We start from the raw sequence: 24,947 nt of genomic DNA on the forward strand, positions 1-24,947 counted from the left end.
AAATCCCTATGGGAGAAAATAATTTTAATTAATAATTATAGCGAAGCGCATGTTCTTTTTCACTAAGATGGTTTTCATATTCCGACTTACCAGAACTTAAACACTCTTTGAAAAAGACCTTTGAAAAATTCTTCAAGTCACTTCGGTTATTAATTTCTTTGTCAGACATCAACTTAGCTGAGTGTGAGGTATCAACAGGCCCCAACCACCATTCATATTTAATATAAACACAATTGGTTTGTGTATGTCCATTTAGAAATCGTTTTGCATTTCTAAGTATTTTTCTACAACCGTTAAGGTCTGAAAGTAAGATATCTGGAGCAATGAGCTCTTCCAGAATATGACCAGGTAAGCCTTTCCTAAAAAGCTCAACATCGTAACTACAATACCAGTCACGATAATTAAAAGCTTTAATAAGTCTTTCAGGTGTATCCAAAGATATCTTATTCAGGATTTTTAATGCAAAGCATACAGCATCTTTTAACAACTCGTGCACCTCAACATTGATAAATGAGAAAAACGAGCTTAATTCTTTCTCTAAGGAATTATACAACTTACCGTAAATATCCTGAGAAAAAAGATACTGCAATCTTTCTTTATTATAAGTGCAATTCGAAATTGAATAGACTTCTCCTCTTTCGATTTTGCACCCTTCCCTTAAAACTATAGGAAACCTCAAATGGTTAACAAAGAAAGAATGATTCTTTCTTTGCTTCAAAGCATCTAATTGAAATTTCGTAATTTCCTCCAGATTTGCATCTTCAAAACCTGGAAAGGGAATATCACAGAAACAAGAACTATATGCTTTTGCTGATTCATACATAAACTCCAGTGAAACATCAGCATCAAAAGACATACCAGAGAACATGCCCTGCCCATTGTCTAAAAATGTAATGTTTTTAACCTGTATTTTTTTATGTTGAACAACCAAAAAGGCATTAATGATTTTTTCGATAATTTTCATGTGATCCTCTCTCAATAAAAAAAGGGATCACTCCCATATGGGGTGTGATCCCCACATGGGTATAATTTAATTAAAAATCTGTAAGACCTAAATCTTTATTTCTACCACAAACTGTAGAAGATATAAGACGTTTTACTCGCTTTCGAGCACTTCGGCCTGACGTATCTTTCAAGTACATCGGTAATGACAATGATGAAATTTGATTACTTCGCTTATGATGGCAGACTATATAGCCCTGCCTCCACCCCGAACGCACAAACTCACGGATGCGGTTAATATATGCCGAAGCTTGAGATTTTGTACTTATCGATTCAGAACACTTTAAGTTCTGTTCGATAGAGTAAAGCTCAGCCGCCATGAATTTCACCTCATACAGCTCATCGCCATAACTTATAGTTTTCAACAGCTCTTCCTTTTCCCGAATGAAAAATACTTGCTGCATTCCAAGGATCAGGTCATAGGCCTCTCGAAAGAGGTCGATAAGCTTATTACGAACATAAATCATAAACTCCTCAAAGTGCTGAAGCCAGAAATAAGCCGCATTACTTATTTGTGAATTGTGAGAACAAACAAGCCCTTTAGCAAGCTCGACCTCTTCCTCCCGAAAAGTAAAGTTACTTTTCTTAAACCGACTTTGTTCAAAAATGCTTTGATGCATTTCTATCCATACAGAAACAAAACCGAGGGATTCAAATTCTTCGTTTAACAAATGTAAACTTTCGAAGATTTTCTGAATTTCGATCCCGATGTCATATGACAGTGGACATTCTTTTATAGAATAAACATAACCGGGTAGGAAGTGAGATAAATGCTCAGTTCGCAAATATAAACTGAATTTAAGTTCTGTCAGTGGTTGTTTCAAAGATAACTTAGATGATTCGCTTATATTTACTGGTTCAACGCCATTTCTAATCAAAATAGCTTTTACCAGGTCCGTAGCTAACTTCATACAGCCTCCATTCGTTATTGAGGCCTCCCTGATGCAGGTTGGCCATCAGGGAAAATATGTAAATCAATTAGCAATCAATCAGACCGTTGCCATGACATTGTCAATGTATCTGACAAGGGATGGGCGGTCGTCCTGTAAGGCAAAACGGCGAAGGTCATCAAGATTATACGCAGGAAGATAATCAGCGTAACCTCGAATACGAAGGTCCTCAACCACAACTTTTATATACTCAAATCGTCCAAGATTCCCTTTTAATGGGGGTTTTCCTGGACTAGACAGCATATCGTCTGCTTGCTCCCATGTGATTTCTTTAGCTTCACCACTATGTAGATCAAGATGGACATATATGAATGACTTATAATCTCCACGGCAACGAAGATAATATTTCGGATAGAAATATTTGTCACAACGCAACAAACACGTTCCTGAAGGACGAACTACGTACAACAGGTTTCTGTCATTTTCTAATATGCTATGTTTCAAAATCGTTATATCTATCTCATTATCATGCAGCAAATAGCATGACGATGGTTCATTGACGATGCGCGATTTTATAACAGCAGCAAATTTATTAAAAACTTCGTTAATTTGAAAATTCATTAAAATGCTCTCCGATGTAAAACGACGAGCATCACCATAACGGTAATACTCCCGTTATGGGTTTTAATAGTTTATGGAATAACCATGTCATACAACCGACCATAGCCAGTAGTACCGCACATTTATTTAACTGAGCAAGCATCTCAGCCGTGAAAAGACCTTAAAGGCAGGTAATTATCACGAAGGAAAGCGGTTATCTTATCAATACAATTTTAAAATATAATATTGATAAGATAACCCCCCCGCAAAAAGCGGGGGAGTTATCGTTGTTACAGCTGATTAAGACATTCAGGAGCCCAGTGAATCGGGAATCCATCCTGCCCTGTTAACTGGAGAACATCGTTCCAGTCGATACCCTTTTTCCCATCAGGAATATCTTGTGCTGGTTCGAAGACTTCAATTGTCAGCTTTGATGCGGGATATCGTTTAGCCAAAAACTCAACCATGCGGCTTTGAAGTCGCTGAGCAGCTTCAATACCGGCACGAGTGCCTTGTGAGTTAGCAATATCCTTATCCGCCCAGATATAAAAGTTTATAGATTTTACATCCGGCGGAGGCAGTAAAAAATCAGGAACAGTAACGTTTTCAAGGCACCATGCGGAGCTGGCTGCCCAGCATGGTGTTGAAGTCGCTTCTACAACAGAAAGCGCGTTCTCGATCCCTTCAGCCACTCCCAGTGTCCAGGTCGAACTACCTGAATCATAGTGAGGGTCAAACAACTGAATTGAGCCACCTGTCATATCGGCAGGAGGCTTCATCATCAGCTTTGGATTTTCTACAGGTGCCTTATCACCATTTTTGTCTACGTATGTTCTATGAATAGTCAGAGGCCGACCTCGGGTGTCACGATAGATCGCAATCATTCCCGGATAGATAATCGATTTCTGCTTATCTTTATCCCAATAGTAGATCCGGTTATTAAAGCCTAAATCCTTTGGTAAGTGACTCAGTAAGCGGGAGATCCCACGATTACGGAGGTACAAAGCAACAGGAGTATTAGGCTTGATTTCACCGGTATAGTGATACATCACATCAAGTTTTCGCATTCGCTTTGCCACTTCCTCTCGGTCAAGAGTTTCTGTGGCACGAACTGCTGATTTATAGCGTCGTTCATTTTCAATGTCGGCGTCAGTTAACGGAGCATGCAGATCCATCCCGAAAAAATCTGAGAGAATCTTTTTGCAAGTCTGCGTTTTACTTAATTCATAATATTTCGCCAGAACATCAATTCCGTCGCAAAACTCATTTACCGGAAAGTCATTATGGATCGCACATCCGGTATAAAGGTCTTTTTGTCGGAAACGAAACTTCGATTTCCCTGCGCCAGTAAACGGGCAAGGAACCTGGCTCGGGGCTTTTGCACAAGCGTCTTTGAAAGCAGGTATTCTTTCGAATATATACTTCCAGCCAGACACTTCAGCAATTCGAGCATGAACGAGTTTAATAAAGTGTTCAGATACTTCCTGTGGATTACGACGAAGAGCCGGGGATGCATAAGTCATGATGATCTCTCTTATCTGGCATTGTGAGTTTCTCAATGCCTTCTGCGGTGCAGAAGACAGGGAGAAACCCACAACGCAGAATTTAAGAAAGAGGGCCCGGGGGCCCTCAACATTTATGCTTCAGTCGTGAAGCCATTATTCTCAAGACACTGTATGTAGTTATCTACAAGTAACGCAGCCTGCTGGCTATTACCCTCCGCTATAGTGACTTCGCGGAAGATTCTTTCCTGAGGGCTATCATTGCTTATAACTTCACCAACACGTCCGAAAATACGGACTTTATGCATCGCACCGACTTTTTCATGTTCTACACGGTAAGTTTTTATCTGAGTCATATTTTGCTCCTTATTCCTTCATGGAGCAAAAAGACCCACCGGGGCCTTTTGCCCCGATTGGGTAGAGTTTATTAAGAAAGTATTTGATGAACTAGCTTACTGACTTCAATAGACAATAAAGAAGTATCATCAACTGTTACGAAAGTGTCCGTTTCAAAACCAATTATTTCATCAGTCTTAATACCAACACCAACGATTTCTATTCCATTACATTTAGCCTTTTCCATAACTTCGCCGATAGTAAATTCCGATTTATTCGGATAACCATCAGTTATAAGAAAAATTATTTTCCTATCGAATTGGCTGTCAAGTAACAGATCAACAGCTGCCATTAAAGCCGATCCCGTAGGGGTATAATAACCCTTACATCCAAGAGTGAATTTCGATAGAGATTCCTCAACGCTTTGATCAAACGTTTTGATAATCTCAAATTCACTTTCCTTGAAGGGAAAGACTATATTGGAGACATGCATTTTTGACAAACTTTCAGCGGCCATCGATAAAGCAAGATCTGACTTAATGGCATGAATATATCTTTCATCATTAGCCATTGACGCTGAAATATCACGAACTAATACGAGGCCAACATGCCCTCTATTTTTAGATTCGCTTTGAGCTCTGAAGACATCACGAACTCCCATTGGTGACAGAATTAATCGATTTCCATCGAAGGTAATTCCACGCTCATGAGTTTTGTTTCGGCCACGCATTTTAACCTGCTGTAAAACAGACAAGTCGCTACCGATTGAATGACTCAGAGACAAAGGGCACTGTTGCAAATAGTCGGTGGTGATAAACTTATCATCCCCTTTTGCTGATGGAGCTGCACATGAACCCATTCAAAGGCCGGCATTTTCAGCGTGACATCATTCTGTGGGCCGTACGCTGGTACTGCAAATACGGCATCAGTTACCGTGAGCTGCAGGAGATGCTGGCTGAACGCGGAGTGAATGTCGATCACTCCACGATTTACCGCTGGGTTCAGCGTTATGCGCCTGAAATGGAAAAACGGCTGCGCTGGTACTGGCGTAACCCTTCCGATCTTTGCCCGTGGCACATGGATGAAACCTACGTGAAGGTCAATGGCCGCTGGGCGTATCTGTACCGGGCCGTCGACAGCCGGGGCCGCACTGTCGATTTTTATCTCTCCTCCCGTCGTAACAGCAAAGCTGCATACCGGTTTCTGGGTAAAATCCTCAACAACGTGAAGAAGTGGCAGATCCCACGATTCATCAACACGGATAAAGCGCCCGCCTATGGTCGCGCGCTTGCTCTGCTCAAACGCGAAGGCCGGTGCCCGTCTGACGTTGAACACCGACAGATTAAGTACCGGAACAACGTGATTGAATGCGATCATGGCAAACTGAAACGGATAATCAACGCCACGCTGGGATTTAAATCCATGAAGACGGCTTACGCCACCATCAAAGGTATTGAGGTGATGCGTGCACTACGCAAAGGCCAGGCCTCAGCATTTTATTATGGTGATCCCCTGGGCGAAATGCGCCTGGTAAGCAGAGTTTTTGAAATGTAAGGCCTTTGAATAAGACAAAAGGCTGCCTCATCGCTAACTTTGCAACAGTGCCAGAAGACGCTGGGTAATCAGTGAACTCGTCCTTACAGCGTCATCATTTGCGTAAATGTGGCCGGTTAATGGGTAAAGGTTGCCATCGCATCCGGCACAAAAGTATGCAGCGAGATTATCCTTTCCTGCTGTTACTGCTACACAGTCAGCAGCGCACACCATTGAGGCAATTGGGTTTGCAAAAACTACTGCCTCGGGATTCAGGACGAGTGTAAGCAGATCACTTTCCCACATAGGGTCCACTTCGCTTATATAGGTCAGGCTGGCATCTATATAGGGTTCAGCAGTGCACTCGCCAATAATCAGTAATTTGAGCATTGTCATGATTGGGAACTCCCAAAGATGAACATCGTAAAATCCGGCTTCAGTTGCTGTCATTGGCTGATTAGTGTTGCTTTTACCAATATCAAACTGCGATTTTTGAAGCATCGTGCCTTCAAGAAAGGGGCTGCACCAGGGGCTCTTTACAACTTCTACAATCTTCACCGGCTGAAAGAAGCTCAATTGCCAACCTATTTCCGGTACGCCGTTCTGATCTGTGCAGTAGCAACCCGGACGTGAAGGTGCAGCGCCTTCTGGAGCAGCCCCTATGCCCATTATCCTCATGGGAAAAATGCAGCTCCAACAGATATTCTTAATCAAGCCCTGCCACACTCCAGCTGACTGACACATAGCCCCAGGGACTCCAGCATCTGCTGCCATAGCCATACCAGGTATAGAAAGCGAAAGCATAACTGCTACAATGAACTCTAAAAGTAACTTTTTGAATTTTTTCACCATCATGCTCACTTGGATGTAATAAATGTTGCAACACTTTCGATATAGTCGACGGCTTTGGTAAAATAACTTCTCATCTGGTCCGGATAATTTAGCGTCAGCCATGTTGCAAAGAGAGCGCCTATAATAAATCCGAGTTTCATATTATTTTTCCTCTGAAAGATTTGGGGCTCCGATTCCACGGACTTCTGCCTCGCTAAACAGGGTGATCCGGAATTTATCTTGGTCAGTAGTTATAAGCGCAGGTGTATTTTTAATCTGAAAGCGTGAGATAATCTGTTCGTTTACTTTAAACACCTTACCGTTAAATTTTTCACGTAAATCATTTAGGTGATCCCATCCATTATCTTTTTGGATACGGGTAAACATTGGCATTACTTTTCCACTACCCAGACGTTGTCGATACTGCTGCTCAGCCCATACCAGCTGGCCCGGATTGAGTGGATCGAAAATTATCATCGTCAGGTTTTGAGGAAATCTCGAAAGTGGATTAATCAACTCACCGGCGGAAGCTATTACACGGCCCTGCTTATCTTTTACGTCCTGAGTGACCCTCACTGTAGGGTCAATTAAAAATTCTTTGTGTTCCTGGGCAGGAGGGAGATCGACCATCCATTGATTTTTCCAGGTGTCCGCAACGGCCCTTTTTTTTGCACCTTCCCAGTCATATTTTTGTGCGCGTTCTTCCAGTTCTTTAATGATGCTCTTTTCTTCAACGGGATAAATCGTACCAGCAACAGGAAAAATGTCCTGATCGGGTTTTTTAGCAAGTTCTCGCTGAAAAAACTCAACGTTGAAGGACCCTACCATTTTTGCAAAACGAGCTTGCTCCCGAGAAATAATTGTCGGTACTTGAGTTACTTGATACTGACTGAAGCTATCAGGATCAATTGTAATCAAAGGAGATTCAAATTTTCCTTTGACAATCATTTGGTTTATTGCTGCCTGTGTCTCTGGTAGCCGAGTAGTTCCTTTCTTTAGACCATTGAAAACTACACGAGCTTTATGCTCTGAGGCCGTACGTAAAAGGTCTTCCAGTACATAATCCGGTAAGCTAAATGAAGCAAAGATCGTTATACCATTTTCAGTTGATAGTGCTTCTTCACGTGTGCTATCCATTTTTCTTTCGAAGTCAGCAGCTGTGATGCCCGAGGAACCAAACAATTTTTCGATATTTTTAGATTGTCCTCGCATGACTTCCGGCTTATTTTCCACAGCTTTCAGAGCCGCTTCATTAAGGCTGGCGTTTTCCTGAATTTCATCACGTCTTCTAATTATATCGTTGACAGCATCAGAGTTATTACTTTGGGCCCTTATAGCCTGGGTATGGTCTATAACTGCTTGAACACTATCCGCATTCATACCGGGCACGTAACCACGGTTTGTTTGCCTGCTCAGGTCCTGGTTTTTTTTGAGTGCTTCAGCTTGCGCAATGTACTTCTGCACATCTGGTGAATTTAGCGTAGCATCAAGGCTAAGAGCCCCATCTGGCTGCTGTGCACCTTTAGCCTGAGCGCCAAGCCCTTTTGCTTGCTGAGCGATTAGGTCAGCATCATGTTGATACTCAGTGCTTGCATTTGTATTACTTAAAACTGCACATAACGCAAGTCCAGGAAGTATTGGTAAATATTTTTTATTTACATTAAAAGATCGCATATGTTTTCCCAATTACTGAATTCAGCTTTACTGTTCCCCAAAAACGGGAATCCCATGAGTGATCGGTTTGCCCAATTAGGAAAACTTCGCCTTCAGGAATTATCAATTCTTTTTCAATCAAAATGGACGGAATACTGTATTTCTTTGAAATACGACGTGCATTAGCTTCAAAAAATTTGTCCCCGTTATAAACCCCATCCATTGTTACTTTGAGTTTGTCACCGCCCACACCGGCAACAATTTTTATGACTCGTTCATTTTCTGGGATAAAACGAACCGATTTCGGCATGTTGAAAGCTATGAGTTCACCAGTTTTAATAGTTTTATCCGAATGATCAATCATATAAAAATCAGCAGGCAGGCACCCATTCAATAAACCGTATCCAAATGTATAACGGGTGAAAAAGACACACATAACGAGAATCAGCAATAAAATATTAATGGGGACATACCAATCCAGTATAAGCAGCCCTCTCTTTTTAGGTATGTAGTCGCTCATATTTTTCTCACTAGCACTGAAGAATATTTTTACTAAGTAGATACACCTCTATCCAAGTAACTATTATCCATGTTTTTCAACGCTCGGAAGTCTGCAAACTAACCTAATATTAACCTATAAGGATGTTAATTTCTCAGCATGTAGACGCAGCCTTGTTAGCGGCCATGAAAGATACCTTTGTAGCAAAGTTACTTTCCGGTATTAATTTTTCAAAGGTCCAATTGTTGGGCATAAAAAAGCCGGGACAAAATGTCCCGGCTTTATATTTAAAAATTTATTACTCACTGCTTGGTATTGATACAGTGTTTTCAGACTTACTTGCCTCTTCAGCCGGTCCGAAAACTGTCACGTGCTGCGTTGCAAAGTCTCCACTATCATCATAAGCAATTACTTTTATGTCCTGCTTACCACGGTTAAGGTTTTTAGAAAGTGTAGCCGTACTACCGAAAACGTTCCTTAATTCGCCGTTGATGAACCATTCATATCTAACCATTTTTCCATCAGTATCATCACATTTATTGGTAAAGCTCCAGCTTAGGTTGGTTTCCGTGTAGCTCAATGTACAATTAGGCACTGCGTTTTTAACGACATCAAACTCAACAGATGCTGAACCTCTCTGTCCAAGTTTACTAACAACATCAATTGTGATCTCGTATTTCTTTTCTTTTAAACCCGAAATCAGTTGAGCCCAATAATTTTTGCCGCTGGGTATTACCTCACCGTTCACCTTGTATGTGACCGTATCTATCGAGTCCGCCGAATGAGATAGCTTGATGTTTGACCTTAAGGTTACATCGAGTGGAGCTCTCATATATTTGTTAGAGAACTTGGGTGTCATCTCAACGTTCATTGGCGTTTGTTCATCGACAACAAAGGTATTTTCGATACGCTGTTCATTGTTGCGGTTATCTTTGAAAACAACCATCAATGTATATTTGCCAGGATTTTCAATTGTAAATTCTTTGGTGTCACCTTCATCTTTAGTGATTACCAGATTCTCTTTGTCGTAAATCCATTCTCGGGAATAAGTAACACCAGGATAGTCTCCATCCTTAATACCGCTCAACGCAACGCGTAGGGTGGTCGGTGCCATGTCGTATTTAAGTTTGGAGCTTATTTTCATTTCGGGGAATTTATAAACCCACGATTTGACAGAAACTCTACGGGTAGAAACCGTATTCTCCTTATTGTCCGCTAACCATGCACTGTATTCAAAAGCAGCATATCCCTGTTTATCCAACATTTGCTCAGTAAGGGTAACAGACAGTGTAGAGCCTTTAAATGTCTGGCCATCCGGTGTTTTCCATTCTTCAACTACGTTATTACCATTCTGGTACTTACTGTTAGGGTTCGTGAACTTACCTTCCAAAGTAACTTTTTGACCAACCTCTACCTTAGAAACCCCCGTTACCGAGACAGAAAGGCGCTTGGGTTTTGCGGCTGCCAACCGAGCAGACGTTTCCTTCCATGAAGACTCCTCTGCCAGTTCATCGGAATCAAGGTAACGCATCCGGGCATAAATCGTAGACGGTAGGGTATCAGCTGAAGCCACAGTGTAAGTTGTATCTCCCTGCACCCAGTTGACTTTATCCTCTGACCAGAGAACCTCAGCGGTGCCTGCTGGTATAGGCTCATCGTTATCAAGCAGGGTTACAGGTACATCTGAGCCCTGAAGAATGTCTGTCACATCTATACTGAGCTTAGGCTGCTTGTAGGTAACTACCGTTAAGGCATCTGTGTAGGAAACCTTAGATGTGAATTTATTGGTCATTTTTGCCCTATAAAGCCACTTTCCTACTTCTGTCTTTTTGATACTTACACTTCTCTTTCCGGTCATGTCGGAAAGCATATTCCAGGTTTGACCATTATCAGAGGACTGCTGCCATTCGGTGGGGGCAAGTGCGTCAGAGTTAGCAGTACTGGCAGATTTGAAGCTTACCAGAGTACTAAGTGGGATCCTTCCGATAATAAGGCTTTTCGACAGGTTACCCTCCAGTTCCTCACCTTTATAGATTCGAATGCCTACAGCACTGGTCTCACGTTTCATTTCAAAATCAGAGAATGGCGATCTGACCTTAGCCACACCAACCAGACGCATATTACCCAGATCCATATTTTCAATTTTAATCTTGGTTTCGACAATGCCCGCATCATTGACCGGCAATGCTTCAGTCAGCGCAGTTCTTTCGTATGTAGTTTTATAACGGCCTGTTTCTGGATCTTTGCCGTATACACTTTTTTGCGAGTATATCGTGACGTCCCATTCTCCCATTGTTTTACGGTCAAATGCACTTTTACGTGTGGAGTTGTTATAACGCCCCACTGTTACCTTTAAGGGCACTTCAAGAGATGTGGCTGTTTTTCTGTCATCCACTTCCATCGATGCTCGAATATTGAAATCAGGCACCGTATATACGTTGAGTGTGTCTGTAGTTCTTAATTCTGGATCCTTTGAGTATTCTACAGCTATGTCAAAGACGTTCTTTGTCCACAATGGTGCAGCAGCAACCTTAACCCTTTGTACAAAGGTCGTTGCATCGTTGTTTGAGGAACGATTTTTAAATGACGTTTTGACAGCCTCAGAGCCGTTTTGAGAGACGATCATCGTAACGTCAGCTGGTACCACCTTCGCTAATATTCGAGCGGCCTCCCCCCCGGTCGTATAAGCCAGAGCAGTGTTCGGATTGATGCCAGCTATGACTTTATTCTTTTTGTAAGAGATGATCGGGTTGTATGGTAATTGTGTGGTCAGAGTACGGCGATTCCTTGCGGATACCGCTTTAGAGCCCTTCCCGTTAATCATATAGACTTGATAGTCGAGCAGATTCTCACCTGTTTTATTAAAGAATCCAGTTAGACCCGGGGTACGTCCTTTAAAATAGAACTCCAACCCATCAGGGACATTGTTCCACTGAGGGTAGCATGCTGTAACATCTGATTTTTCCCCATACCAGGCGAGGTAAGCATTCGCATTTTCCTCTGTGGTAAACAGAGTGCATTTATCACCAGCTGTTTGACTAAGCAGGTCCGTATACTGACGTACACGCGAGTAAAGAGTTACGTTTTTTTCCAGATTCTTGAGAGTGAATCCAGTAGGTTGATAAGTGAAAACGGTACTGAAATTAACGTTTTTTCCATAAAGGTTTTCAGCCACCACAGTAATCTCGTGATCCGAATTAACTGCTAAATCGTCTCCAACCGGCAGGTAGTAAATACCTCTATAATTTGTAGGTGTTAACGAAACTACTTTGTTGTCTATTGTTACTGATTTTATGTCAGCAACCCCAGCCTGCCCCTGGAAAGCTGCAACGATAATCTCGTTCAGGAAGTATACGGGTGCTCGTTTAGTTAATACCTGCCCATCTTTGAGAACCATAAGCGTTGGGTTATCAGACAGCATCAGTTTGCTTTCAGGCTCAGTGTACGTAGAAGAGTTTTTGCTCGTATTTTCTACTGTAAAAGTCGCTGCGTAGGACCCGTTTATAAGATCCGTTAAGTCGAAGATATAGAGGTACTCATCACCGACTTTTTGAGGTCCACTTACCGGCTGTAAAGTTCTACGTAAAGGGGTTGCCCAGGACTGTTTGAAATCAATCTCAGTGCCATCATCTAAAGTCACTTTAGTCGTCGGTTTAAACACGCCATCCGGAGTCATAGTGAGCGACATAGCTGTTGGGAGCCACCATTCACCTTCTGTTTCTTGCTGGGGTACCTTAACGGCCACAGCAACGGTTTTGGCTCCGGTATAGATGTCCTGGCCACCTACTTTGATTGTTTTAGCCTCATCGGTAAAATTCCAAAGTGTATGGTCTACTACAGGAGGCCGATAATCCCAGTTAACAACAAGCTTTTTGGATTCAGGAGGTGCGAAATAATTATTCTTAGAGTTTGCTGTAATTGTGATATCACGTGAACCCAAGTTCATCTGTATCACTGGCCTTAATGCTTCCAACTTCAATGGTACAGGAAGTTCCGCCAATAGGAACTTCACAGGCGGAGCCTGAACCTATTGAGATGTATTGAATATAATTGCGGGGCTCAACAGAAACAGCGATATCTTTGATCGCTTCATCCTTTAAATACGATTTGAAAGAAAAGCCGTCATAGACTAATCCGTTCAGGGATGATTTAAGACCGGTGATAGTAGGTTTTACCGGTGCCACACTTTTGATTGAATATTCACCTTTTACTATTTCAACTTTTTTCCGTTCAGAACCAGAGAAGTAAGAAATCTTGTAAGGTTTTTAAATCACCGGTGGTGTTGGAACGCCTGAAAGAGTGAAACCGTTAGAAGTAAATCCCAAGGTATTGGGTAACCACTCAAAAAAACAAACGAGGTTATCAACAGAGGAAGTCGCTCGATCATCAACCGTTACATTACAGGCTGTGCCTGCACCTGAGGCAGTGATAGTGTTAGAATTAACGTATGCAACAAAGTCGCCCGGCCCGGGTCAAAGGATACGGCTGGCAAATCAGCCTGTAGCTTTCCTGAAATCATAATCGCTTCGGCATAGACCGCTTTAATCGGAGCAATTAAAGAAAACAACAGGGCTAAACCTAAACCTGATTTTCTCATGACGAATACCTGTTTTTCTGAGCAAAATTAAACTCACTTTACGATGAAAAACAGAAATATCCGTTCGTATAACATTTAAAAAAACCTGTATTTTTCCATGTATTCCGTATGTTAATACGCTATTTTGAATTTGGCTTCAGATAAGCGAAGCGCGGTAATTATAGACTCGGAGCTTACCCAAGGCGTTTTTTGAGCAAGATATCCAAGTATGTAGAGGCCAATTTTAACGCAGTCCATTTGTGAGACGGGGACCATGTGCATGAAGGGTTTTAAGCCGTCTTTATCGACTGGAACTATCCCTGCTGATAACAACAAACCGCCCCTCTCGTTTGGGGTAACGCTTATATTTTTGTATACGACGTGGCCATGATGTGAGGTTTTCCTCTTATCAATTTTTAAAGTATGCATGATTCTAAGAAATACAGATGCCATCTGCATAACTTCATTCGTCGACAATTTTAGAAGTACAGAACGGTTTGAGCCCCAGTCATAATCTTTTTTGGCGTTCCTCGGAGCGACGTGCAATGTAAGATAATAATTATCAATCTCATTTGAAAAGGTGAAGGTTTTGATGAGCTAACATCTTCATTGTTCATCTCAATGACAAGTGCTGCATCCTGACCAAAAGCTTTTACATTATGGTTTTTAAGAGAGAAGTCTGAAGTTGCCATATAAAAAGTCACTTTTGATAAAACCACATACCACCTAATGATTCATCATCGGCAAGATGCTTGAAATTTGAGAGTGTATATCCTGTTTTGGTTTCAGAAATCACCATGCTGTAAGATGCCGTATGTACAAGGCGAGAATTGTTTAGATCAAGATCATCACAAAAACCAGGGCTTTTGACGGGGTCAGCCTTTTCAACAAAAGTTACTTTTGAAGCGATGCCGTTGATCACGATTTTCTCGTTATCAGCAATTTTAATGTTTAAAGAAGGCGAGCTTTTATCACATGGCAGGAAGAGTGATGTCTTTTTAAATGTGTTTCCAGTGAAGTCCAAAAGGTCAGGTTTAACCGGAACATTGTTTAGGATTTTATAAACTCCAGCAAATGCACATATCACAACAAAACCAGATAAAACATATCTAATCTTAGACTTCATCCCCCAGTTCCTCTCCTAAAAGTTTTAACGCACTTACGCACATAAGCCTCAACTGATACAGTAAGTTATCAGCGGTTATTCCACCAACGAAGGTAACTGTACGTCGTATTGATGCTCCGCCAGGCTCGCACTGGATATGGCCGATACCAGAATCACGGAGGAAGTCATTTTCTGCACTTACAAGGTCTGACTCTACAGGTGGAATGATAACTTCAATGAGTATTGTATCAACTGGGGCCCACTCCCAATCGAACTTAAGAGAGGAAATTGGGGATATAGAAACAAGAAGCTCATCAATATTAAAAATTACGGGTTTTATTCCCATAACCTCAGACTGAATGAAGTGGCTTTCTACCATAACTACCGGAAACTCTGAAATAGTCAGAACTCCGATTAACTGGTCTCGGCGTAAACCATGTATTAGTGAGTTGCGAGATAGCATTCGATCAGCCTTTATTATAATAATCAAACATTTGGGACAAGAACAAAAGGGATTACAGAAACGAAGATTCTACATGAACATCGTTGTCAGTGACCTTAGGTCCATCGGGTATAAGGGTATCAAAAAATCCTTACATAACCATTAAAGCACAGAGACTTTATAAGTAAAATAATAATTAAGTACCAGATTTATTAAGATAATTCTTAGGTTTTTACAAATTTAGGAAAAATCCGCACTTCCTGTAACAGCACCCAAATTAACCTAAAATACCGTTTCATTAACAGTAATTTTACATACCCAGGTGAAGCCTGAAATTATTATAACAAAAAAAAGGCCAGCAAGTATGCTGGCTTTCCTGGTAAGACAAGTTGGAACTCAGAAGTCGATTGTACTGTCTCTCACCTATCTTGCCAAAGTTGCCAGTCGCTTGTTTGCCTTAGCTTTAGATTTTATGCTTATGGAGGCGGTTTGATTTTCATCCGATACTTTTTCTAGCACTGGCACCACAGCGGAAATGGACTTTTCTTTTGAAATTTTGGATGCATCTGAAGAAAGTGGGCTTTCAGATGGTATAGAGGTATCGCTTCCCTCATTTTCAATCTTCACACCAAAGCAGGCATGTTCCTTTTGTACAAGGAAGGTTTCTTTTACAGAAACAGAATCCTGCTTTGAATTATCTAATTGTAGAGGTGTTAAATACTCCTTAAACTTTTGATCTAAGACATTCTCTAGCAATACATTAATAGGAGGCTTAGGTTCAGTATCTATAGTATTTCCATCATTCAGAAACCTATTAAGATCTGCAAGTGTTAATCTTTCGTTTAAACCATTTATAAAATTTGCCAAGTCAGGAAATAAATTATTCAATACCAACCCGGTACTAATAGCCGACCTAATTAAATCCAGTTGGTCACCCCTATGAGAAAGTTCTGTTTTTTTCAAGAAACTATAAACATAGGGTGCTTTTCTTTCGGATATCCAGAAAGACCGGATCTGAATCCGGTCGTTATCTGCCTTATTTGAGATAGGGTTTTTAGCCATGTTCTAGCTCATTATTCTGAATAAATAGTATCAGCAATTGCCAAAGATAATGCGAACTGCGGATTGTCTACCATGATAACTTTAGCCGTTTCAAAATGTTTACGAATAGCTGTTTCGATGAGATATGAACCTCCCCCAACAAGGAAAACATTATGAGGCCTCTCTTCGACTTGTGTAACCGCTCTGATTACTTTACTTTGCAACTTCTGTACCGCAGAGTTTACCGCATCAAAAACACCGTCACGCTTGTCCTCTGCAACCTTCAAAGCTGATTTATCATGACGATTATCAACAAGATGATGAATGTAAGCATTACTCGTATTCAGTTTCTCAGATTCAAGATACCTGCTGATCTCATCGTAAACAATAGAACAACCAATACGGTCAAAACCTTTTACTTTCGAAATCTGTTCTAATTGCCCAGTAATACTTGCAACATCAAGAGTAGTACCACCAAGATCAATTACCAAACTTGATTCAAATGAAGCAATATCCTCAATTTCATCTGCCCGGGTCACAGCTGGTAAAGATTCAGGGAAAACAGTCACAGACAAAACGTTGAAAGAATAGCGTTTACCGTCAAGATAACGCTCAACTGGTTTCATCAGGTTATCTTTTTTTCTCTGAATATTTTCAATATTCGTTTCCCCTAAAGCAGTATAGAACTGGCTAAGAGGTAAAGTAACAAAGAGGTGAACATCCTGAGGAACTAAACCAGAAGCATGAAGTGCATGGTGAACATTTAACCGGCTAATTTCATCGTATTGGTGAGATACATCAGTCGATTCCAGTGAGTTACTAGATTCGCTGTGATGCGAAAACCTTTCCAGCCCATCAATAAGATAGTTAAAAGGATTGAGACCCTCATGGCGAACACGGAAATCTGGAACAAAACTATTTTGTGTGAGCAAGGGAACTAATTCGTTTCTTTCATTAAGACAAACCAGTTTTGCAGCTTTACTTCCATCATCGACAACGATTTTTAAAGCTTCAGTGATATCCTGCAATGATTGTGAAACAGGACTTTCAGATTTTAATAGTTCAGCCATAAAAACTCTCTTTTATTAATAGGACCATATTAGATATTAACTTTATACATTAATGGTGACCTATTATCAACATCAACACTATTAAAAAAATACGTAACTCTATGTTATTTCAGCATCCTTCCATTTTAAATACATTACCGTTAAATATCCTGTATTCATGAAGTAAACATGTTTATAAAGGAGCCAATTATAATCAGAAAGTTACTTTGCATCCTAAGTATGAACTGTTTGAGAGCCAGGACTGGAGCCTTTACCAGTAAGTAACAAAGGTCCTTAGGCTTAGAATCCAAAATGACGCCTTTATGTAAAAAAATCATAGCTCGAAATACCGTATCATCGATGTAAACATACGTAGAGGAATTTATGGCAGCTGAGCACGTCCAAACTATAGACCTTACAAACTTCTCGGGAAGGATTTTCTTTCTGGCAGATCCTCATGGACATTACTCTGCGCTGTGCAACTTGATTCAATCAGTTACAAAGCCAGAAGAAGAGATAGTAATTTTCTCTACTGGAAATTTGTTTGACTATGGGCCGGAACCCATAGAGTTGATGAAGGCGATAAACAGTGGCTTTTTCGATGGACGTTTTGTGAGGCATTTCTCAGCTGCCGGAGCCGGAGAAGAAATGTTAAAAAAATTGTTACCATTAAACAAAGACCGGAGAACATTTTACCCCAGCACATACCTCAATGAGAGATGGTGTGTAATGGGCGGAAAGTGGCATAAAGCTGTAAATCGTTACTATTTAGAGGAAGAGGTAAAAAAACTTCTTAATACCCAGCTTGGTACGATGATGCAGATTTTACTCAAAGGCGATATAAAAATTGGGGTTTGCCCTTCTGATTACGCCCCTATCCGCACATCATTCACTGATACTTATAATGCGCTTCAAGCATTCAACTATGCCAATGTGAATATTTTTCAGAGCCAGTTTCTATTCGGTATGGACCATGCCGTAATACCAATGATGATAAATGACGTCAACCTTATGGTCCTAGGTAGGAATCCTGTAAACAGCATTCGAAAAGCCCATGGTCGTACTCAAAACAATCTTCCAGTACTGATCGGTAATTGTTTACATATAAATACTGGATCACTCTATATGTCAAAATTAGAAGACCAGGTAATAGTTGCTCCGGGTATACCGCCAACTGACTCACCAGCACTTACATTAGTAGAAATAATCATGAAGAACAATCCAGTTTTATTGTGTCATCAGCTAATACAAACAACAAACAAGTTTTATTCACTTAAAACCTATCCGTTAGAACTCGATTCGATTGAAAACAACATTGAGGTAACAAGATGAAGATAAAATGGAAGATTATCTCAATTTCAACATTACTTTTGCATCTTCACGCAGCAGCTGCACCACATCAAGAGAAAGAGCAAAGAAAAGATGCTTTTTCTTCTGCCGCTCAGAAAAGTGATTCACTTATATCTGCTAAAGCGGAGCTTATAAACGGAAGGTGGTTTATAAATGGTAAATATAGGCCTGTTCTAAAGACCAGCATGACCAAAACCAATTTCTTAGAAATCATGAATGTTTCAAATAAAGAATCACTTTTTATGGTGATACCGAAACTTGAGTATAATATCATTGCCAAAAATAAAATCTTACTAAATGAAAAAATTGCATTAAGCGAAGGCACATCCGGAAAAAGCATTATTTGGGTCGAGCCTAAATCAAGTATAACTATATCGTTTATAAATGACCTTGCTAATACGCCCCTTCAGGCTATCGTTTCGATCACAAGAAACAACAAAGATGTAATTGCCATCTTTGGACCGGATCAGGGTAAAGGGTTTACTCTTCCCGGAAAGACATCTAATGATCAAGTGTCCGTTCCTGACGATTCTGATCTAAATATAAAAAAACTTAACATACCTCAAAGTGTTGGTAATTCAGTAACCATCAATCCTAAAGAGAAGAATTACCTCTTAGTTGGACAAGTAAAATATAAAATCTTATCTCTTCCGAAATATCAACATTTAGAATTTTCTGAACCGGTTTATATTGAGAAAAGAAAAGATATCCTCGGTGGTTATCGTTATTGGACGAAAGAAACAATTCTCTACCCCGGTGAATCATTATCTTTTATAACCAGCGCCAAAAACAATCTAAGGAAGCGGGATGATTAAAGTTATCACACTTTTATTGTTTGCATTACTGACTGGTTGTCAGTCAGTAGAAAGTAAAATCGAAGAACTCCCGACAGTTGGTTTTGACCCTATTCTATACAATAAAAGTGAGGCCTTTACTGACGGAAAAGTTACTTTACGTGTCGAAAGTTCAGGAACTGATGTTTGGCTTGTCGCCAAGAATGGAACCAGAAGTTTTATTGAGCTTTCAGGCCTAACGCTAGGTGGTAGTCGTTGTGCTTACAATGCCCGTAGTAAGCAACTTTTGCCCCCAGGCAGCGTAAGCACATTCGTAGTTCCTACGGTTGGAATGCTTGGACTTTGCTTCAACAATGAAGATCAACTTATGTTTATTAACCGTGCTTTTAGCAGAATCTCTCCCAAAGCAAAAGGAAAAGATTCTCTTTCTCTTTTATTTTCTGTTAGTTACGATTTTCCCGGAAAAGCGGACCTAATTAATAACCACGATTTTCAAGAGTTATATCTTTTATTTTTGAATGAGGATAATCTATGAAAAAAACATTAATTGTTATTTTATTATGTTTTTGTCACTCAGTTTTAGCATATCCATACCGTATCTATACTGTCCCGGAAGGGGCATTAGTAAAAAACATACTAACTAATGAATATCTAGGAAAAACCCCTGTGGTTGTGGACGTGAGCAATACCGAAGCTGGTTCTACTTTTGGGATTTCTTTATTTAGACATGAAAATGTTGCTATAAAGATTTTTACAGTAATGCCTTCAGCAGAAAATAATTTTGCTGTTTCTGGACCTGACGTTGCAACTATGTCATTGCCGGGCAAAGCACCTTTAAACGTAGTAAATGATGGGAATGGCGCTTCTGTTCATATAGAACTAAGACCTTATATGTCTGAACCTGCGCACACCCCATATTAATATAACAAGAAATTAAAAATATAAATCATATGAACTGCATCATAAAGATGCAGTTCAATATTTATTCTGATACTTTTAATTTTTCTTTTATGAACTCCTCTAGCTCCTTAATAAAACCCGCACTTATCCTATTGAATTCAATGCGAATTTTTCTTCCAGTATTGTTTTTACTGATTCTTGCATACTTATCTTTGTTATCAAAAGTAATAAGATCACTTGTTTCCCATTTTGTGGAATAAGATTTTTCACAAACACTTTCCACAGATTGTGTGATTTTCTCCATTACAACTTTTTGGGCAACTTGGAGATCTCCAATGTCTAAATCTTTTGTTTCCTCTTTAACATTATCTATTACTTCATCTAAAGGAAATAGATTTTTTTGCACATATTTCTGTAAACGAGACAAGCGACTATAATAGGAGTTCGGTATTCCTTCATAATCCGGGAATAAAGAGATCAATGTTTCGTCAATACGTGCCGCCTGGATTCTTTTGGCTACCGATACATGACTAATCCCAAGATATGCTGCGAGTTCTTCATTAGTAGAAAATCCCTTTTCTTCCATTTTCTTGATAAATTGAAACCCAACTTCTCTATATGAAAATTTTCGAGATGTTTGTGCTGCGGATATAATTGAATTTATATCATCTTCGGTTAGTTCATCCGGTAGTACCCACAGGGGGAGATCCTTTTCTGCCTTTATACAGCAGAAACGTCTGCGACTTCCTTCTATTAATAAATAAACCCCATCTCTTTTTACAGCGATCCCTTCGGTATCGACCCCTCTTTCTTCAATCTGCTTAAGAATATCTCTAACAGAATAATCTGTAAGGGCTTCTTGATTTCGTGGGTTTGCTGGATGGACTAAGGTCTCCTTCTCCACTCTCTGGGCTGGAACAATCACATGTTCCGCTTCAAGTCTTCGGCCCTTATGAAGAGTGAATAACTTTTTTATGCGAGGTGCTGTTTTCAAACCCGCAAGACCTGAACGGTGACCGACTTCTGTCCGCTTTGGTGCGTTTAAATATCGAGATTTATCATTCCCGATATGTTGCTCATCGCTCATGCGTTAACTCCTTGCTTAGCTGAAAAACTTTTTATTTCATTTATAAATTGTTGATATACCTGTAATACAGATTCTTCTGCGACATCAAGTTGCTTTGCGGAACAAAGTTCCTCTGATTTTTTGATATCAAGCACTGTACGCCCTTTGGAAGCAGCTGCCTTAAATGCTTCAGAATTTTTTATGTTAGCGGACATCAAAAGGTCCTGAACAGTTCTGATTAATTTATCCAAAACTATTCTTTCATATGGACTTTTGTCATCAACATTGACAGCAAGAACTTTGAACCATTTTAAATTATCGCCCTTACTTGGTGATTGTTTAAACCTTTCACTTATTGTAAGCATGAAGTCTGTAGTAGAGGCGTAATCATATTCACGTGGTGACACTGCGACAAGAATCCCATCGGCCGCTTCGTCAGCAGCCCAGATCAAAGGTGAATCTTCAGGTGGAGTGTCTATAATAATCAAATCATAGTTCTGCTTCAGTACCGGTAAGATAACTTCCTTGAAACGTAGTAACAAAGACGTTCGTTCTTCTCTAGAACATTGCCAGTATTTATCTTTAAAACGAGCATCTGTCGGAAATGCCGTTATCACGTCCAAGTTTGGCAGATGCGTTGAAAAAGGCATATTAGTGATGATTTCTTCTTCAGAGAATCCTGAATCTAAATATTTTTTATACTCAGAATTTTCTTCATAAATTCCAAGGATTGCATCAATTGCTGTAAGGAAGACATCATCTTCTGAGACACTTTGAATCATGCTGCTTCCAATCGAACCTTGTGGGTCCCATTCGATCATTAATACACGTGCATTCAGTTGTAGATCTAAAGCAGCTGCTACTGCTAAAGCTACAGATGTAGTGCTTTTCCCTGTACCGCCTTTATGATTCTGAGTAACAATAGCTCTGCTAAAGTAATGATCGCGGTACTTGGGATAACCCAGGGCATCCATTATTTTTTGAACATCCCAGCGGGTGTAAAGATGATTTTTGTTTTGATAAATAGGTGCACCAACAACTTCTTTTTCTTCTAAGTCCGAAAGTATTTTATTGAACGTTACTCGTGACTTCCCAAAAAAATCAGAGAGATTTTTTTTATTTAAACAGTGGTTGTAGATCAGTCTATCAACACCATCAACACTATCATCAGAAACAGATACTCTTGATGAAGCCATCAGAGATTCCTTAAGAGAAATCTGCTCGCTTTTCATGCGCTGACCAACGAGGGCGATCTTTTCAAGTAAATTCATGGTTATGACCTTTTTGCACTGAAAACCGACTTTTACGCATATATGTAAACTTTACGCATAATGCGTCCATTTCATTGTTATACGTACAATTCTATCCTTTGTTTCAATCCTAAGCTAATGTTTGTTTACTTTTTTATGATTTTTTGTGAGCTTAACTTGCAGATGAGAGCTCAGACTCTCTAGTCCATACCTAATGCTCATTCTTTTTAAACCACGATTCTTGTCGACTTCTCTACGCTTTGACGTTATGAGCTCCATTAATGAATCTTCACGCCTACCCTATTTCTTGCTTAGACCCTAAAATCTATCTCACCGGTGTGCTGATTTACGTTTCCTAACTGTGAATCGTTGTCGTCAGTCCAGTCTAAAGATATGAGGTGTTAATCTCTTGAGTAGGCCCACTACGAATTATGGGAGCAGAGTTAGCAACCTAGCCCAGAACTGAAACCCAACTTCAGGAGGCAACCCCAGTGTGGCGATTAAGGGGGTTAAATCTGCCAGCGGCTGACAGTGTCCTAGCTGCTGCTCAGTCACACCACGCCCTGATTAAATCTCCTGCCCGGTATTGTAAGGACCGAAAAAAGCCCGTGCATTTGTGTCGGCAGACCGGCATGAAGGAATATGACGTTAATCTGTATCAGCAGGCACTTTTCGCATGATGGGAGCAAGTGATAGCAACCCCGCCCAGAACGGAAGGCCAGCATCAGGACAAAACCCAAGTTTGGCGATTAAGGGGGTTAAATTTGCAAGCGGATGACAGTGCCCCAGCTGCTGCTCAGTCACACCACGCCCTGAGTAAATCTCTCGCCAGGTCTTGTTATGACCGAAAATAGCCCAAGCACTGGTGTCGGCAGACCGGCATACAGGAATATGACGTTAATCTGTATCAGCAGATACATTTCGCATTATGGGAGCAAGAGATAGCAACCCAGCCCAGAACTGAAGGCCAGCATGAGGACAGAACACCAGTTTGGCGATTAAGGGAGTTAAATATGCAAGCTGCTGATAGTGCCCCAGCTCCTGCTCAGTAACACCACGCCCTGATAAAATCTCCTGCCCGGTAATGTAATGACCGAAAAAAGGCCGTGCACTGGTGTCGGCAGACCGGCACGCAGGAAAATGACGTTAATCTGTATTAACAGACACATTTCGCATTAGGGGAGCAAGTGATAGCCACCCAGCCCAGAACTGAAGGCCAGCATCAGGACAGTACCCCAGTTTGGCGATTAAGGGGGTTAAATCCGCCAGTGGCTGTAAGTGCCCGAGCGGTGTATAAGAAATATTTCCCGAAGGACAATCTTTCGCTCGTACGATGAATAAAGTGTTCAACCCGGGAGCGGGGATCACTTAACCTGCTTAGCCTAAATCTTACGTCATTCTCTAAACGGAGTTTAAGCTTAATGGTCCTTAGAAAGTTAAAAGGACTACCCATAATGACGTCTTGAGATGGCGAATAAAGGGTTTTAATCTGCCAGCGGCTGACAGTGCCCCAGCTTCTGCTCAGTCACACCACGCCTGATTAAATCTCCCGCCAGGTCTTATTATGACCGAAAATAGTCCCCGTGCACTAGAGTCGTAAGACCGGCATACAGGAATGAAGCTTAAATCTTTATCAGGTTGCAAGGTTCGCATCATGGGAGCAAGGGCCTTGAACTGTAGGTTAACATCAGAAAATCCCAGATTGGCGATTAAGGGGGTTAAATCTGACAGCGACTGAAAGTGCCTTCAGATGCTGCTCAGGTATATTACAACCTGAAAAAATCAAGCGTCTGTTCATGCGAATATCGAAAAAAGCTATGCACCAGTTTCGGCAGACCGGCATGGAGTAATGAGACGTTAATCTGTATCAGCTGGCGCATTTCGTATCATGGGAGCAAGTGTTAGCAACCCTGCCCAGGACGGAAGGACACTATCAGGACTGATCCCAGTTTGGAGATTAAGGGGGTTAAATCTGCCAGTGGCTGACAGAGCCTTCTGATGCTGCTCAGACATACTATGCAACGATAAAATCACCCGTCCGTCCTTGTGATTATCGGAAAAAGCCATGCACCGGAGTCGGCAGATCGGTATGCAGTAATGTGACTTTAATCTGTATCAGCAGGCGCAATGGGAGCAAGTGTTAGCAACCGAGCCCAGGACGGAAGGACACTATCAGGACTGAACCCCAGTGTGGCGATTAAGGGGGTTAAATCTGCAAGCGGATAACAGTGCCCCAGCTGCTGCTCAGTCACACCACGCCCTGATTAAATCTCTCGCCAGGTCTTGTTAGGACCGAAAATAGCCCGAGCACTGGTGTCGGCAGACCGGCATACAGGAATACGACGTTAATTTGTATCAGCAGGTACATTTCGCATTATGGGAGCAAGTGATAGCAACCCAGCTCAGAACTGAAGGCCTGCATGAGGACAGAACACCAGTTTGGCGATTAAGGGGGTTAAATCTGACAGCGGCTGACAGTGCCTTCAGATGCTGCTCAGGCATACTACTCTCCCTGATATAATCTCCCA

The 24,947-nt window shown here is 41.0% G+C and carries 18 protein-coding genes and 3 pseudogenes; 5 read left to right on the forward strand and 16 right to left on the reverse strand.

Annotated elements, in window-relative coordinates; genetic code table 11:
- Positions 1-28: 28 nt before the first annotated feature.
- From EOS98_RS24095 to EOS98_RS24120, 6 genes and pseudogenes are all read right to left on the reverse strand, one after another.
- Positions 29-964, reverse strand: coding sequence for a hypothetical protein (locus EOS98_RS24095; RefSeq protein ID WP_000691118.1), 936 nt, complete (start codon positions 962-964; stop codon positions 29-31).
- Positions 965-1,034: 70 nt separating this feature from the next.
- Entirely contained in the window at positions 1,035-1,913 is an 879-nt protein-coding gene (locus EOS98_RS24100) for a hypothetical protein (protein WP_000762004.1), read from the reverse strand.
- Between the two features lie 78 nt (positions 1,914-1,991).
- Entirely contained in the window at positions 1,992-2,513 is a 522-nt protein-coding gene (locus EOS98_RS24105; protein ID WP_001010933.1) for a hypothetical protein, read from the reverse strand.
- A 269-nt stretch (positions 2,514-2,782) separates the two neighbouring features.
- The gene (locus EOS98_RS24110; protein ID WP_000220381.1) at positions 2,783-4,015 is read right to left on the reverse strand and encodes a toprim domain-containing protein; all 1,233 of its coding nucleotides are present in this window, start codon (positions 4,013-4,015) and stop codon (positions 2,783-2,785) included.
- A gap of 113 nt (positions 4,016-4,128) precedes the next feature.
- Positions 4,129-4,350 carry a hypothetical protein gene (locus EOS98_RS24115; RefSeq protein ID WP_042634307.1) on the reverse strand — a complete coding sequence of 74 codons (222 nt, stop codon included), beginning with the start codon at positions 4,348-4,350 and terminating at the stop codon, positions 4,129-4,131.
- Positions 4,351-4,421: 71 nt separating this feature from the next.
- Positions 4,422-5,114 (reverse strand): annotated as a pseudogene (locus tag EOS98_RS24120) (VWA domain-containing protein); the annotation flags it as partial.
- 65 nt (positions 5,115-5,179) lie between these two features.
- On the opposite strand from EOS98_RS24120, the gene EOS98_RS24125 reads away from it, so the two are divergent.
- Positions 5,180-5,884: an IS6-like element IS26 family transposase gene (locus EOS98_RS24125; RefSeq protein ID WP_001067858.1), complete on the forward strand. Its 705-nt coding sequence runs from the start codon at positions 5,180-5,182 to the stop codon at positions 5,882-5,884.
- A gap of 42 nt (positions 5,885-5,926) precedes the next feature.
- On the opposite strand, the pseudogene trhU reads toward EOS98_RS24125, so the two are convergent.
- The 8 genes and pseudogenes from trhU to parM all read right to left on the reverse strand — a co-directional run.
- Positions 5,927-6,712: pseudogene (gene trhU / locus EOS98_RS24130) on the reverse strand (IncHI-type conjugal transfer protein TrhU); the annotation flags it as partial.
- Positions 6,713-6,856: 144 nt separating this feature from the next.
- Complete coding sequence (locus EOS98_RS24135) at positions 6,857-8,368, reverse strand: TrbC family F-type conjugative pilus assembly protein (RefSeq protein ID WP_001256133.1); 1,512 nt, start codon at positions 8,366-8,368, stop codon at positions 6,857-6,859.
- On the reverse strand, positions 8,355-8,867 hold the full coding sequence (trhF, locus tag EOS98_RS24140; RefSeq protein ID WP_001286759.1) for an IncHI-type conjugal transfer protein TrhF: 513 nt from the start codon (positions 8,865-8,867) through the stop codon (positions 8,355-8,357). Before trhF ends, EOS98_RS24135 begins: the two co-directional genes overlap by 14 nt.
- Before the next feature lie 277 nt (positions 8,868-9,144).
- Positions 9,145-13,443 (reverse strand): annotated as a pseudogene (rsp, locus tag EOS98_RS24145) (IncHI-type conjugal transfer protein RSP).
- A gap of 679 nt (positions 13,444-14,122) precedes the next feature.
- Entirely contained in the window at positions 14,123-14,548 is a 426-nt protein-coding gene (locus tag EOS98_RS24155; protein WP_000836980.1) for a hypothetical protein, read from the reverse strand.
- Entirely contained in the window at positions 14,538-14,990 is a 453-nt protein-coding gene (hdtA, locus tag EOS98_RS24160; protein ID WP_000952689.1) for a H transfer determinant A, read from the reverse strand. The genes EOS98_RS24155 and hdtA overlap by 11 nt, the downstream gene beginning before the upstream one ends.
- Before the next feature lie 402 nt (positions 14,991-15,392).
- Entirely contained in the window at positions 15,393-16,031 is a 639-nt protein-coding gene (locus tag EOS98_RS24165) for a hypothetical protein (protein ID WP_001107537.1), read from the reverse strand.
- 11 nt (positions 16,032-16,042) lie between these two features.
- Complete coding sequence (parM, locus tag EOS98_RS24170) at positions 16,043-17,080, reverse strand: plasmid segregation protein ParM domain-containing protein (RefSeq protein WP_000818955.1); 1,038 nt, start codon at positions 17,078-17,080, stop codon at positions 16,043-16,045.
- Positions 17,081-17,443: 363 nt separating this feature from the next.
- Between parM and EOS98_RS24175 the strand changes: the two genes are divergently transcribed.
- The 4 genes from EOS98_RS24175 to EOS98_RS24190 are packed head-to-tail and all read left to right on the forward strand — an operon-like array spanning position 17,444 to position 20,124.
- A complete protein-coding gene (locus tag EOS98_RS24175; RefSeq protein WP_000718594.1) occupies positions 17,444-18,391 on the forward strand; it encodes a metallophosphoesterase in 948 nt (315 codons plus the stop codon).
- Positions 18,388-19,224 carry a hypothetical protein gene (locus EOS98_RS24180; RefSeq protein ID WP_042634275.1) on the forward strand — a complete coding sequence of 279 codons (837 nt, stop codon included), beginning with the start codon at positions 18,388-18,390 and terminating at the stop codon, positions 19,222-19,224. The genes EOS98_RS24175 and EOS98_RS24180 overlap by 4 nt, the downstream gene beginning before the upstream one ends.
- Positions 19,217-19,738, forward strand: coding sequence for a hypothetical protein (locus EOS98_RS24185; protein WP_000598516.1), 522 nt, complete (start codon positions 19,217-19,219; stop codon positions 19,736-19,738). The genes EOS98_RS24180 and EOS98_RS24185 overlap by 8 nt, the downstream gene beginning before the upstream one ends.
- Complete coding sequence (locus tag EOS98_RS24190) at positions 19,735-20,124, forward strand: hypothetical protein (protein WP_001572421.1); 390 nt, start codon at positions 19,735-19,737, stop codon at positions 20,122-20,124. Before EOS98_RS24185 ends, EOS98_RS24190 begins: the two co-directional genes overlap by 4 nt.
- A 61-nt stretch (positions 20,125-20,185) precedes the next feature.
- On the opposite strand, the gene EOS98_RS24195 is transcribed toward EOS98_RS24190, so the two are convergent.
- Positions 20,186-21,190, reverse strand: a complete 1,005-nt coding sequence (locus tag EOS98_RS24195) for a ParB family protein (protein ID WP_032192066.1) — start codon at positions 21,188-21,190, stop codon at positions 20,186-20,188.
- Positions 21,187-22,440: a ParA family protein gene (locus tag EOS98_RS24200; protein ID WP_032084678.1), complete on the reverse strand. Its 1,254-nt coding sequence runs from the start codon at positions 22,438-22,440 to the stop codon at positions 21,187-21,189. The genes EOS98_RS24195 and EOS98_RS24200 overlap by 4 nt, the downstream gene beginning before the upstream one ends.
- Between the last annotated feature and the right edge of the window lie 2,507 nt (positions 22,441-24,947).

This window comes from Salmonella sp. SSDFZ69, from assembly GCF_004010755.1.
GTDB classification, from domain to species: Bacteria; Pseudomonadota; Gammaproteobacteria; order Enterobacterales; family Enterobacteriaceae; genus Salmonella; species Salmonella enterica.